At 42.7% G+C, this 14372-nt stretch carries 11 protein-coding genes; 3 read left to right on the top strand and 8 right to left on the bottom strand.

All coding sequences use genetic code 11. The features are described 5' to 3' along the window. The first annotated feature begins 57 nt into the window (after nt 1–57). On the top strand, nt 58–3057 hold the full coding sequence (locus tag L0B18_RS05830; RefSeq protein WP_234569818.1) for a glycosyl hydrolase: 3000 nt from the start codon (nt 58–60) through the stop codon (nt 3055–3057). A 76-nt stretch (nt 3058–3133) separates the two neighbouring features. Continuing rightward, nucleotides 3134–3679 (top strand): hypothetical protein, encoded by a 546-nt coding sequence (locus L0B18_RS05825; protein ID WP_234569814.1) that lies wholly within the window; start codon nt 3134–3136, stop codon nt 3677–3679. Nucleotides 3680–3833: 154 nt separating this feature from the next. Here L0B18_RS05825 and L0B18_RS05820 read toward each other — a convergent pair whose 3' ends face one another. Next, a complete protein-coding gene (locus L0B18_RS05820) occupies nt 3834–6389 on the bottom strand; it encodes a heavy metal translocating P-type ATPase (RefSeq protein ID WP_234569783.1) in 2556 nt (851 codons plus the stop codon). Between the two features lie 184 nt (nt 6390–6573). Between L0B18_RS05820 and L0B18_RS05815 the strand changes: the two genes are divergently transcribed. Continuing rightward, entirely contained in the window at nt 6574–7122 is a 549-nt protein-coding gene (locus L0B18_RS05815; RefSeq protein ID WP_234569780.1) for an RNA polymerase sigma factor, read from the top strand. A 403-nt stretch (nt 7123–7525) separates the two neighbouring features. Here the strand turns inward: L0B18_RS05815 and gap are convergent, their stop codons facing one another. From gap to L0B18_RS05780, 7 genes are all read right to left on the bottom strand, one after another. Continuing rightward, on the bottom strand, nt 7526–8530 hold the full coding sequence (gap, locus tag L0B18_RS05810) for a type I glyceraldehyde-3-phosphate dehydrogenase (RefSeq protein ID WP_234569778.1): 1005 nt from the start codon (nt 8528–8530) through the stop codon (nt 7526–7528). A 254-nt stretch (nt 8531–8784) separates the two neighbouring features. Beyond that, complete coding sequence (locus tag L0B18_RS05805) at nt 8785–9477, bottom strand: ankyrin repeat domain-containing protein (protein WP_234569760.1); 693 nt, start codon at nt 9475–9477, stop codon at nt 8785–8787. A gap of 126 nt (nt 9478–9603) precedes the next feature. Continuing rightward, nucleotides 9604–10527, bottom strand: coding sequence for a methionyl-tRNA formyltransferase (gene fmt / locus L0B18_RS05800; protein ID WP_234569758.1), 924 nt, complete (start codon nt 10525–10527; stop codon nt 9604–9606). An 8-nt stretch (nt 10528–10535) separates the two neighbouring features. Continuing rightward, nucleotides 10536–11096 carry a peptide deformylase gene (def, locus tag L0B18_RS05795; RefSeq protein WP_234569755.1) on the bottom strand — a complete coding sequence of 187 codons (561 nt, stop codon included), beginning with the start codon at nt 11094–11096 and terminating at the stop codon, nt 10536–10538. A gap of 2 nt (nt 11097–11098) precedes the next feature. After that, on the bottom strand, nt 11099–11530 hold the full coding sequence (gene ruvX, locus L0B18_RS05790; RefSeq protein WP_234569752.1) for a Holliday junction resolvase RuvX: 432 nt from the start codon (nt 11528–11530) through the stop codon (nt 11099–11101). Beyond that, nucleotides 11531–11854: an HU family DNA-binding protein gene (locus L0B18_RS05785; protein WP_234569693.1), complete on the bottom strand. Its 324-nt coding sequence runs from the start codon at nt 11852–11854 to the stop codon at nt 11531–11533. A gap of 143 nt (nt 11855–11997) precedes the next feature. Continuing rightward, entirely contained in the window at nt 11998–14244 is a 2247-nt protein-coding gene (locus tag L0B18_RS05780) for a RelA/SpoT family protein (protein WP_234569678.1), read from the bottom strand. Nucleotides 14245–14372: the final 128 nt, after the last annotated feature.

Genomic DNA, 14372 nt, shown 5'->3' with positions numbered 1-14372 from the left:
GAGATGCCTTAAAAGGTAATTTTTTTAAAACCTGCCTCTCATCATATATATTCCCACATGAAACCGATCATTGCGAACAACTTTCGAACGATAACCAAACATTGGAAAATTTATTTTTGGAGTAATCTTTGTTTGGTTCTTATTGTGGGATTGTTTGTTTCCGGATGCTTCCAAAACGAACCTGAATGGCCGGAAATCACACAAGAGAATAAACCGTGGACCCGTTGGTGGTGGATGGGAAGTGCGGTGAACGCGACTGACCTGACCCGCCAAATGGAGTTACTCAGCGAAGCCAACCTGGGTGGCGTTGAAATCACACCAATCTATGGAGTTGGAGGATATGAGGATCAATTCATCGATTTTTTATCCCCGGAGTGGATGGATGTTCTGGAACATACATTGTCTGAAGGGGACCGGCTAAATTTGGGAATCGACATGGCAACCGGTACCGGCTGGCCGTTTGGTGGACCCTGGATTGGTGAAAATGAAGCTTCCAAACGGATGTATTACAAAACCTATCAGGTGAGTGGCGGGCAGCCATTCAGCCAAACTATTTCCTTCACCCAGGAAACCTATTTGAGAACCATCGGAAGTACGATTTATGAGCTGTACGGATTCTTAAAAGCGGAAGGTGAAGAACCACAGGGTACGATGAATCAGCCCCGGCAAAATCCTTTAACCGATCCGGTTGAGATCTCCGATATCCACGAGCCACTCCGGGATAATGAAAATCTTCAGGAACTGGCAATTGAACAAATACGATTTGAGAAACCCCTGGCCCTGCAAACTCTAATGGCCTACTCCGATTCAGGTGATGTTCTCAATCTTACCGGCCAAGTTGATGAAAACGGACATCTGGAATGGGAAGTCCCGCCGGGAAACTGGACACTTTACGCTCTGTTTGAAGGCTGGCACGGCAAAATGGTTGAACGGGCAGGGCCAGGCGGAGAAGGTTTAGTGATCGATCACTTTTCTGAAGAAGCATTTGGCCGCTACATCACTGCTTTTGATTCCGCTTTTGCTGATCGAAATATCGAGTCACTTCGATCCTTCTTCAATGATTCTTATGAAGTGGATGATGCCGAAGGTGAAGCTAACTGGACTCTTAACTTCTTTGATGAATTTGAAGAGAAACGAGGTTATGACCTTCGAACGCATCTGCACGCTCTTCTGGAGCAACGTGATACAGCGACGGGAATTCGAGTCCTAACCGATTATCGCGAAACTATTTCCGACCTCCTGCTGGAAGAATTCACACAACCCTGGAATTCCTGGGCTGAAGAGAATAATGCACTCATCCGAAACCAGGCTCACGGATCTCCCGCAAACATCCTGGATCTGTACGCTGCCTCCGACATTCCCGAAACAGAAGGAACGGATATTATCCGGGCGAAGATGGCTTCCTCTGCAGGAAATGTATCTGGCAAAAAGTTGATTTCGGCCGAGGCTGCAACCTGGTTAGGTGAACATTTTTCATCCTCGCTTTCTGATGTAAAGCGTGCAGTGGACCGGTTCTTCATCAGTGGCATCAACCACATTTTCTATCATGGTACGGCTTACTCTCCGGAAGAAGATGAATGGCCGGGCTGGCTTTTTTATGCGGCGGTTCATTTCAATGAACGCAATCCGTTCTGGAATCAATTTGCAGATTTTAATAGCTATGTTGCGCGGGTACAATCATTCCTGCAATCCGGCAAACCCGATAACGATATTCTTTTCTACTACCCAATCCATGATCAGTGGGCTGAACCTGGTCCCGGATTATTACGTCATTTCGACGGGGGAATGGGCGAAAGCTTGAATGGTTCTTTTCTGAAAACCGGGGCTGAGGAATTAATTGAGAAAGGCTACACGTTCGATTTTATTTCTGATGCACAGTTGCAAGATATCTCACTTTCGAATGGCAAAATTGAATCAGGTGATATAGAGTATCAAACAATCGTAATTCCTGAAAGTCAGTTTATTCCGCTTGAAACATTCAACAAATTGATAGAGTTGGCTGATAATGGAGCAACAATCATTGCATACGGCGAACTCCCCAAGAGTGTGCCGGGAATATATGAGTTGGACTCCCGACAGAAAGAATACACCGATCTTATTAAACGACTTGAGTTCAATTCCACGAACCAAAATAATATTGATGAAGCTGCGATTGGCGAAGGGCGCTTGATATGTGGTGATGGTTTGAAAGATCTTTTGCAATACGCAGATATACCGCGTGAGCCCATGGTAGATGAGGAGTTGCAGTTTGTCCGGCGAAGCAATGATACCGGGCATATTTATTTTATCACCAATTGGAGCGATCAAAAAATAGACGGATGGATACCTTTATCTAAGAATACAAATTCAGCTTACATTTTTGATCCGCTTCATGAAAAAACCGGATATGCAGCTCTTCGGAATGAGACAGACAATGGTTCGGAGATTTATCTTCAACTCGACAAAGGTGAGTCTGTAATTGTCCAAACATTGGACTCCGGAAACAACTCTCCAACCTATCCTTATGTGGAATCCGCCAGGGAACCTCAACCTATTTCTGGGAGTTGGACACTAAGTTTCATCGAAGGTGGACCTGAACTTCCATCAGAACAATCCTTGGATCAACCTGTTTTATGGACAGAACTCGATGGTGAACATTTCGGTCATTTCTCCGGGACAGCGCATTACAGCATCACCTTTAACCGGCCTTCTGAAAATCAAGATGGCTGGCTTTTGGACGTGGGTGACGTGTATGAAAGTGCCACCGTTTACATCAATGGAGAAAGACGAGGGACACTTTTCGGGCCTGAATACAACCTCTATCTCTCTCCCGATTGGCTGAATGATGAAAATGAGCTGATCATTGAAATCAGTAATCTGATGGCCAATCGTATTGCATGGATGGAGCGAGAAAATTTGCCATGGAAGAAATTCTATAATGTTAATTTTCCCTCGCGAATGGAAGAAAACAGGAATGAACAGGGGATTTTTGATGCTTCGGGGTGGTCACCAAAACCATCGGGGATGGCGGGGCCGGTTACGTTGGTGTCTGTGAAGTGGCTTCAACCGAGTCAATAAAACTTCTGATTAACTATTTAAATTTTATTGTAAGAATACTTATTGCGAAGACATAGTAAATTAAAAAAGAGAACCAGTGCTTAATAATATCCCCACTGATAATTTTTATAAATTTCAATATTTGGCAGGATTATTAATAATTTTTTCAACCTTTTATTATCTCATTCAAAGAATAGAAATAGATAATGAGAATTTAATCAAATTAGAGGGACAAACTTCTCAACTAATGTTTGATAATCGAATGTGGGAATTTCAAATTGACGAAATTGATTCTCTTTCAAAAAAACTACTTGAACGAGATCAAATTACCGCTAATGAACTACAAAATCTCAGATCTAAAACTGATTCAATCTTTCAACTCTCACACAGTATCAACTCAAAAATGAATGATATTGCATTAAAAAATAATCTTATTTCATATTCTATTGAACGCACATCAAAATATCACAAATACTCCATCCTATTTCTGATTGCTGGAATAGTTTGGACGGCTATAGGATATTTTGGATGGTTCTTTTTACATCAAAAGAAACAAGACAGAATTCTAGAAATCGAATTAGAGTTAAAAGAACTAGAATTAAAAAGGACTGTAAACTTGAATAAAAAACCAGAAGAAGAATAATTTTTATACAGATAGAGTTGATTATTCTATCTGTAGAAGCTTATCAAAAATTGGAACGTCCTAAAACCTCGCTTGTGGAATTTTTTCAAAAACTCACCGCTTGCTTCTGTAAAGATTGATCTCGAAAGAAAGTCTTTACCCAATAGAACTTAATCTAACCATTCACAACCTTCATCGGCGGACGAAACCGCTTTAACCTCAATGCATTTCCAAGTACGAATACGCTTGATACTGCCATCGCTCCGGCCGCAAAGATCGGGGATAACAGAATTCCGAACGCCGGGTAAAGAGCGCCGGCTGCCAGCGGAATCAATATTATATTATAAACAAACGCCCAAAACAGGTTTTCTTTGATATTGCGTATCGTAGAATTAGAAAGCGCAATCGCATTGGGAACGTTTCTGAGATCGCCGGACATCAATACCACTTCGGCACTTTCTATAGCCACATCGGTTCCCGTTCCGATTGCAATTCCCACATCCGCCTGAGCGAGGGCCGGAGCATCATTGATTCCGTCGCCTACAAATGTCACTTTTCTTCCGTTGGACTGAAGTTGCTTAACGGCATTGGCCTTATCCTCAGGCAATACTTCGGCCACAACTTCATCAATTCCAAGCTCATTGGCGATTGCCCGGGCAGTTTGTTCATTATCACCCGTAATCATCGCTACTTTCAAATCAAGCTGATGCAGTTCTTTAATCGCGGCTGGGGTGGATTCTTTGATGGGATCGGCCACTGCCATTACTGCTACTAATTTGTCATCCATCGCGACATAAATGGGAGTTTTTCCTTCTTTGGTCAGATGATCCCGCACTTCGTCAAAGTGGCTGATATCAAGCTTTAACTGAGTCATAAAACGGTCAGCTCCAACAAAAACCCTGGTTCCATTAACTGTTGTTTCAATTCCAAAACCCGGTTTTGCATTAAAATCATCCGCCTCCGCCAGTTCAACTTTTTTATCCCTGGCGGCTTTTACAATCGCCTCGGCAATGGGATGTTCTGAGCGATTTTCTGCAGATGCAACAAGCTGCAAAATCTTATTTGATTCATAACCTTCAACGACTTCAAAATCAGTCAATTCAGGTTCGCCTTTTGTAAGCGTTCCGGTTTTATCCAACACAATCACATCGGTATTTCGGAGAGCTTGCAATGCATCACCCTGACGGAACAATACGCCCATTTCGGCCGCTTTCCCCGTTCCAACCATAATGGAAGTCGGCGTGGCCAAACCCATCGCGCACGGACAGGCAATAATCAAAACAGCTACAGCATTTACAAGTGCAAATGTGAGCGCGGGATCTGGTCCCCAGATGAACCAAATTCCGAATGTTAACAATGCCAACGTAATTACAGCGGGCACAAAATAGCTCGTCACTTTATTCACCAGAGACTGGATTGGCAGTTTTGAGCCCTGGGCTTCTTCCACCATTTTTATGATCTGGGCCAAAACGGTATCAGCGCCAATTTTTGTCGCTTTAAAACGAATGCTTCCGTTTTTGTTGATCGTGCCTCCGACCATCTCATCGCCTTTGGTTTTGTGAACCGGGATGGGTTCTCCGGAAATCATGGATTCATCCACATAAGAATCTCCGTCCACCACTTCTCCATCAACCGGAATCTTCTCGCCGGGCCGGACAAGAATGGTATCCCCGATTTGAACCTGTTCTACGGGAACTTCCATTTCCTTTCCATTTCTGATGATTCTCGCATTCTTTGCCTGGAGGCTCAGCAACCGCTTTATGGATTCGCTTGTTCGCCCTTTCGCGATGGCTTCCATATATCTACCTGATAAAATAAGAGTGACAATGACCGCCGAAGCTTCGAAATAGACATTCACGGTTCCGCTGGGCAACACCTGTGGAAAAAATGTAGCAACAACCGAATATCCATACGCGGCTGTAGTTCCCAACATTACAAGCGAGTTCATATCCGGCGTGCCTCTTCTTAACGATGGCCAGCCTTGTTTGTAGAATCTCAAACCGGGTCCGAACTGAACAACTGATGCCAGTACAAAAAACAGGTAATAAAGATTTTGCATACCCACCGAAGCACTCAGCCAGCTATGAAACGGCGTTATAAAATGCGATGCCATTTCAATCAGAAAGATTGGGATGCTGAACGTAGCGGCAATCATCAGCGATTGTTTGATGCTGTTCAGTTCCTGCTCACGTTCTTTTTTTTGCCGATCCGTCTGGCTGGCTCTGTCCACCTCATTGATAAGTTCGGCCTGGTATCCCGCATCCTGAACGATTTCTACAAGCTTCGAGGGATTTATCGTTCCCGGTATCACTCGGACCGTCGCTTTTTCAGTCGCAAGATTTACCGAAACATCTTTTACTCCGGGAGTTCGAAGAATGGCTCCTTCCACATTTCCAACACAGGAAGCGCAGTGCATTCCTTTCACACTAAATTGTAAGGTTTCAACCCTGGTTTGATATCCCGCCTGTTCAACGGCATCTACAATTTTAGTGGTATCTGTTTCTCCTGTCCGATAAGAAACCGTTGCTTTTTCCGTAGCCAGATTTACGGTAACATCTTCCACACCCTGTACTTTTTTGATCGCTTTTTCAACATTATTCACACAGGAGGCGCAATGCATTCCTTCTACATCGAACAGAATAGAGTCAGTGCCTTTTGGAGCCGTCTTTGGATCTGCTTCAGATGCAGGTATTTGTTTTGTATGTTCGTCTGTTTCAATTGAGTTTTTCATATCTCTACCTTAAATACAATATTTTTAAAAAATTCAGATGAATTCTGTTTCATCATTCACCCATACAGACGCAAAAAATTGGATCGGTTACAGTTTTTTTAGGATGATTATCATTCACCATTTCAACTGTTTTTCTTTATAACAATTTCGTAATTAATCAGTTTCTTTTAGTAAGATTTATTTAATGATGAACGAGTATAAAAAGAAAGAATTACTAGCTGAAGAATTGCTTCCCCATCGGGAGCGACTTCTGAATTTTATCTTGTCCAAAGTATCCGACAGGGAGTTGGCTGAAGATATTTTACAGGACAGTATTTTAAAAGCGTTGAATGCATTGCCGGATCTCGAAGATGAAAAAAAAATCTTATCCTGGTTCTATCAGATTGTCCGTAATAAGATTATTGATCATTACAGGAGAACAAAAACTCAGTCAAAACATTATGAGAAGTTTGTCCGGGACGCCTCATCTTTTTATGAATCGTCAGAGGATGAAAAAATGGTTTGCAAATGCTACCGGGAAATCCTGCCGAAATTAAAGCCTGAATATTCTCAACTCATTAAGCAAATGGAACTTGGTGAGGGAGATCCACACGAAGTAGCCAAAGAATTGGGTATCACACGTAATAATTTAAAAGTTCGCAGACATCGGGCTCGCCAGCAACTGCACGATCAACTTGAACAAACCTGCGGAAAATGTGCTGCAAAAGGTTGCGTTGATTGTGAGTGTGAATGATCTTTTTGTGCGATTAGAATGTTTAATTTCAAACCCTTATAACCTTTTTCCCGCTTTGGTAGAGGCGGGATATTTTTAAAAAGAAAGAATCTTTTCTCACCTACTGTTTGTCCCAAAGAGCAGTATGCTACCATTTATATTTAAAATCTGGAATAGACGGATATCAAATTACTATCTCCACATAAAGAAACATACCGCACCTCTGGTGCGGGTCTTATGAAGCACAAACTATCTTTTTACAAATATGCTGCTCCTACCGGAGCAGTTTTTGTAATTCGCACAGAAACCGTTCAAGTTGTTTTGTGTTTTCAATAATCAGCTTTGCATCACTGAGTTAATCAGCCATAAAAAAACCCGTTCTGAATTGCTCCAGAACGGGTTCAATAATTACGAACGGTAAAGTTTATACAATTCGTGAAATCAATTCGGCGGTTCTTGCAGAGTAACCGGCTTCGTTATCGTACCAGCCAATTACTTTTACAAGGTTGCCATCCACTTTAATGGTTCCACTGTCGAAAATACAAGAGTGTGGATTACCAATAATATCGGTAGAAACAAGCTCTTCTTCTGTATATTCGAGGATTCCTTTCAGATCGCCTTCAGCGGCTTTTTTGAATGCAGCCAAAACTTCATCTGCAGTCGTATCGTCGCCTACAATGGCGGTAAAATCGGTCAATGAACCTGTGAGAACAGGAACACGAACGGCGCCACCGTCAAGTTTTCCATCAAGGTGTGGCAGTACAAGGCCAACAGCTGCAGCAGCACCGGTTGTAGTCGGTACAATATTGGTAGCAGCAGCACGGGCTCTTCTCAGGTCTTTGTGAGGACCGTCAACCAGAGCCTGATCGCCTGTATATGCGTGAATGGTGGTCATAAAACCTTTTTGAACGCCACCAAAGTTTTCGTCAAGTACTTTTACCATTGGTGCAAGACAGTTGGTAGTACAGCTTGCGTTTGAGAAAATGGTATTGTCTTTATCAATTTCGCTGTCGTTAACGCCCAGTACGATGGTCTGGATGTCAGCTCCTTTTGCCGGAGCAGAGATAATCACTTTTTTAGCGCCGGCTTCAAGATGTTTGCCTGCACCTTTTCCATCTCGGAAAATACCGGTAGACTCGATAACCACTTCAGCTCCACGCTCGCCCCATTTCAGGTTTGCCGGATCTCTCTCTGCTGTTACACCAATTTTTGCCCCGTTAATTACCAAGTCGGTTCCGTCGGCATATACTTCGCCGTCGAATTTGCCCTGGGCGGTATCATATTTAAACAGGTGTGCTAAGGTTTTGGCATCGGTAAGGTCGTTAATTCCAACTACTTCTACTTTGTCGCTTTGGTATTTCAGTATGGCACGCATTACCAGTCGTCCAATGCGTCCAAATCCGTTAATACCTACTTTAATTTTAGCCATAAATTTTTACTCCTTTTCAATTCAAATTATTTGATTTGACTGTATTAGTTGAATCAATATAAAATAACTTATTCTCTGCTCTCTTTCCATTTTTACAAGAAATGAAAGCGCTTCTAATTACAGTTAAAACTTAAACTTATAAATGAGTTTTAAAAAACCTGATCAGCACGATTTTAATGAATAAAATGAGTGAATGTGGCAATCTCAAAAAAGAGGATCACCACATCCAAAAACCGGCCGAACGAAGATGTGCTCTAAATATCATCTTCCAGATCTACATCATCCGGAATATCATCATCAGAAATCAGTTCATCCACATCTGAGGAATCATCGTCATCCTCCTCATCTTCATCAGCTCCTTGTACGGGACTGCTCTTTTTGATCTGAGCTTTTGCACCTGCCCGTCGCAGTTGCATCACGATGTCGGGATTGTCATTATCAAGGGCAATGTTGAGCGCTGAATCACCATTTTTATCTCTCAGCCGTACATTTGCTCCCGAATCGAGGAGATATTTAACGACCGATGAATGTCCTTCTCTTGCGGCGAGCATCAGCGCGGTTTGTCCCCAGCGTTGCTGAGCATTGACGTTTGCCCCGTTTTTCACCAACAGCTGAACGGCCTCAATATTTCCCTCCCGGGCAGCTACAATAAGTGCGAGTTCGCCGATGGGAGTACCATTATCGAGCAGATATCTCATCAACTCAAGATTTCCGGTTTCGGCAGCACGGTTTAAAGCCGTCCCCCCCATTTTCGTTTGAATCGTGGGGTCAGCTCCATGGTCAATCAGATATTTAACAATATCCATATGCCCTCCTTCTGCTGCATAAATCAGTGCAGAGGAGCCGTTTTTAGCTGTTTCATTTATATCCGCTCCTTCCTGATGCAGCTCTGAAACACGTTTTAGGTCACCTTCCCGGGCAGCCTGTAAAAAAGATGAAAGCTCCATTTTTAAATTGTTTTAAATCTTAAAATTTCTTGTTCTTGGAAAAATTCTTGTTGTGTATATCTCAAAAAAACTGCTCTTAGTCAACTTTCCTGTATTAAATTTCAGTTTTATAATCGTCTTATTTCGTTATTGAAGATAAACATCCAAATCATAACCGTTTGCAAAATCCTTTCCGCTCATTTTTCGTTTACCCGGCACTTGTACGGAGATAAGTTCAATCGGGTTGTCCCCGCATCCCACAAAAAGTTTTTCATCCTCAAAATGTAGCTCACCCGGTTTCAGGTTTAGTTTTTCCGCTAATCGGGATCGATAAATATTCATTTTTCTTCCATCGTACAAACACCAGGCGGTTGGAAACGGACTCAATCCGCGAATAAAATTGTGAACATCTTTTGCCGGCCGGGTGAAATCAATTCGTGTATTTTCCTTGAAAAGTTTGGGAGCCGGGGTTGCCAGCTGGTGATCTTGTTTGGTTGTTTGTACCGAATCCCCTGCAATTTGATTGATAGCCTCCAACAATAAATCTGCACCTGTCTCCTTCAGACGGTTATACAAATCACCGGTCGTTTCATTTTCCCCGATTTTTGTACGGTTTTGTGCGATAATTTCTCCCGTATCTACATTCTCATTCAAGAAAAAGACGGTACATCCCGTCTCCTTTTCTCCTTTGATGATGGACCAATGAATGGGTGCCGCTCCACGGTATTTCGGCAAAAGGGAAGCGTGAAGGTTTACAGACCCGATCGAAGGAATCTTTAAAACGGAAACCGGCAAAATTCTGAAAGCAACCACAACAAGAAGATCAGGATTCAGGTCGCGGATGCTTTTGTGAAATTCATCTGACTTCACATCTTGCACATCAATGGTTTTCAATCCCATTTGAAGAGCGCGTTTTTTTACTGCGGTCGGCTCTGGTGTTCCGCCTCGTCCACGCCGTTTATCGGGATTGCTTACAACTGCCTGAATGGTATGATTGGAGGCATGGATTTTTTCCAGGCTGGGTATCGCAAAATCGGGCGATCCCATAAAAATAATCTTTAACGAGTGCATGACCTATTCTATAATTTGGGAACCAGAGGATACTCTGTTTCAAGCTTGCCCTTTTCAATCTTCCGCAGGGTAGATTTATGAAGCCTCCGCTTGAACGCACTCAAATAATCGAGAAAAAGAACTCCCTGCAAGTGATCGTACTCATGTTGAATCACCCTCGCCAGCCATCCAGATGCTTTCAGCGTTTGCTCATTAAAATCCCGGTCTTTGTAAGAAACTGTAATCGATTTCGGCCGGGAAACTTCATCACGAACTTCAGGAATGCTTAAACATCCTTCTTCCATTTTCACAGTTTCCTCATCCTTTTCGATGATTTCCGGGTTAATAAATACGATGGCACCGACATCTTCTTCATCCTCAATATCTTCGGTAATTGCATCGGCGTCCATCACAAATAGTTGAAGGGGTTCGCCAATCTGCGGAGCAGCAAGTCCAACTCCGCTTGCATGGTACATGGTTTCAAACATGTCGTCAATCAATGCCTGAAGTTCTTCTGAATTTTCAGAAACCGGCTTTGTCTTTTTCTTAAGAATCGGGTCGTTATATGTAACTATCGGTAAAACTGACATTTTTAAATCTCGGGGTATGCTTCTAAAAACTGTTGTAAAATTAATGCAGCTGCCGCCTGATCAACCCTGCCCTTTTGGCGGCGCTTCATTTTTGGTACACCGGCATCGACCATAAGCTTCTGTGCCTGGCGGGAGCTGTAACGCTCATCCATCGTATAGATTTTAACATCACGGAATTTGTTTTTCAAGGTGTTAATATAGTTTTCCACCAATTCCGTAGCATCTGTCGGATCTCCCTGGGGAGTAAGCGGCCAGCCAACCACAATAGCCTTGATCGGGCCTTCTGATTTCACCTGCCGCTCAATTTCTATAATGGATTCATCCGGTGCAAAGGTGCCGAAAGGGTTAGCATTGGTTCTGAGCAGATCGGTTCTGGCCAAACCCACTCGTTTACTTCCAACATCAACACCCAAAACTCTACCGAAGTCCGTCAATCAATCTTCCTCTTTTACCTCGCTGAGAGGTTTTTTAAGGAACTTCTTAAGTTTCTTGCTCGGTTTGAAATGCGTTTTCCGGTGGGCCGGAACGTAAATCACTTCATTGGTTTTTGGATTTCGTGCTTTTGGTTTCGCTTTCGTCTCTTTCACCTCGAACACACCAAAATTTCTGAGTTCAATTCTGCAAGTAGGGTCTGCTGCCATCATCTTGTCTCTCAAAGAATCAATTACATTGTCAACCCATGGTTCTGCTTGATTCAGGGGTACATCCATTTTATCGGCGACTGTACGTACTATATCGCGTTTTGTATAAGTAACCATCCTATTATTATTTTTTTCGCTCTATCTGATTATTAACGAACACTTTAACGTTCGTTAAAAATAAAAATATTTAAAGTAAGTCCATAGAAATTTCTTGCTGTAGTGGCGATATAAGTGTTTGCACCTATGATACATAGCAAATTTTACTCATACCGGAGAACGGTTTTAATTCCCTCAACTTTTTCAAGTTTCCTGATAATTTTTTCGAGGTGTTTCAGGTCATTAACATGAGCTGTAATGATTCCTTCAAACATACCGCCCTCACTGCTCACATTGATACTCTTCATATTTGTTTGCATGGACTTTGAGAGTACCTCAGTTAAATCATTGACCAATCCAACCCTGTCCTCTCCTACAACTTTTATAGCGCCCAAAAATTGTTCGTCAATATTTCTTGCCCAGGAAACATCCACAATTCGTTCACTGTCGGTACGTATCAGGTGATGGGCATTTTTACAATTAGACCTGTGAATTTTTACATCACCATTCCGGCTGATGAAACCAATCACGTTATCTCCCGGAATGGGATTGCAGCAGTTCGCATATGAATATTTAACGTTGCTCAGTTCACCTTCAACCAAAAGTGCTTTACCATCGCCCACAGAGCGGGCTGTAGTAAAATACTCTTCTGAAATATCTTCATCCGAGAGTTTCTTTTGCTGATCCTCCGACTCGTCATCCAACCTGCCTTTGCTTTTAAGCTGCTTGACGATCTTGAACAATTCATTTACCTCAAACGCGCCGGAACCTATTTCATAAAACATGTCCTGGGCATCGCTGAACTTAAAGCGCTTGGCAACTTTTGTGAGCTCCTGGTCAGAAATTTCAACTTTTCCGCGAGAAGCCCGCTTTTCCCAGGCTTCCCTTCCCTCGTTGGCAACTTTCCTCTCTTTTTGTTTGATAAACTGGCGGATACGAGCCTTGGCTTTGTGTGTTACCACATCCTCCATCCAATCAGCATTCAGATTGATTCTGTTTCCGGTTATGATTTCAACTTGGTCACCAATTTTCAACTTCTGGCGTAGCGGAGCCATTTTTCCATTCACTTTTGCAGAAACCGCACGTTCACCAATCTCACTGTGAATTTCGAATGCAAAGTCAATACAGGAAGCACCATTCGGCAGGGTCTTCAGTTCCCCCTGTGGAGTAAACACATAGATTTCATCCTGGTACAAATTCAGCTGGAAATCTTTTACAAATTCCGTAGCGGCGTCAGGCCGTGGTGTCTCGAGAACATCTCGCACCCAATTCACGAATTTGTCGAGTTCATTACTTCCCCCGCTGCTTCCTTCTTTATACTTCCAGTGTGCGGCAAGTCCCTGTTCAGCAATATAATCCATCTTCCGGGTTCGGATCTGAACTTCTACTTTACGTCCCTGTTTTGTAATTACCGTTGTGTGAAGCGATTGATAACCATTGGCTTTGGGGACGGAAATAAAATCACGAAACCGTTTGGGAATGGGCGTATACCAATCGGTGATGATGGAATAGACTCTCCAGCAGTCTTCTTTTGTGTGTGGATCTTCAAGGATTATACGGATGGCGAACAAGTCATAGATCTCCTCAAATGGCTTTTGCTGCGTCTGCATTTTTCGGTAGATCGAGTAGATGTGCTTTGGTCGCCCCTTTATTTCGAATTTAAATTTCTGTTTATCCAGCTCGCCTTTGATCGGCTGCATGAATTCTTCAATAAATGCCTCTCTTGCTTCACGCTTCTCCCTGAGCTTTCTTACCAGATATTTGTATGAATTCGGATCAATGACTTTAAAACATAGATCCTCAAACTCATTTTTGATCTTAAAAAGCCCAAACCGATGCGCGAGCGGTGCATACAATTCAATCGTCTCTGTGGCCTTGTTGAGCTGCTTCTGCTTTGGCAAATGCTGGATGGTACGCATATTGTGCAGGCGATCCGCAAACTTGATCAGAACCACACGAATATCTTCGGCCATCGACAGGAGCAGCTTCATAAAGGTTTCTGCCTGCTTGGTATCCCGGTTTTCAAAAACGCCGGTAATCTTTGTGAGACCGTCAATAATATGCTTAACCGTTGTGCCGAAAAGTTCTTCTATTTCATCCAGCGTAACGCTGGTATCTTCAACCGTATCATGCAAAAGAGAAGCTGCAACGGAGATATCATCAATATTAAATTCCTCCGCCATGATTTTAGCAACCTCAAGCGGATGTTCGTAGTAGGGCTCCCCGGATGCTCTTTTTACATTCTCGTGTGATTTGCAGCAAAGCTTGAATGCCCGGGTAATCAAATCATCGTCCGTCTCATCCAAATGGGTGTGACAGAGACGCAACAATCCCCGCAACCCGCTCATTTGTTTCTTGTCGAGCTCGTAATGGTCAACCTGATTGCGAATGTCTGTATCCACATTTGCCATAGGCACTCAAAAATCTACCTCATTTATTATTAAACTCCTTTTTTATAAACGAAGTTCTCATTTTTAAAATATGATAAAAAGGAAGTCTAAAATTCGAATATTTTGCAAAAACCGTTAAATAAGTAGTA

It is taken from the genome of Rhodohalobacter sp. 614A (genome assembly GCF_021462415.1).
Lineage (GTDB): Bacteria > Bacteroidota > Rhodothermia > Balneolales > Balneolaceae > Rhodohalobacter.
This window is presented reverse-complemented; position numbering and strand designations above follow the sequence as displayed.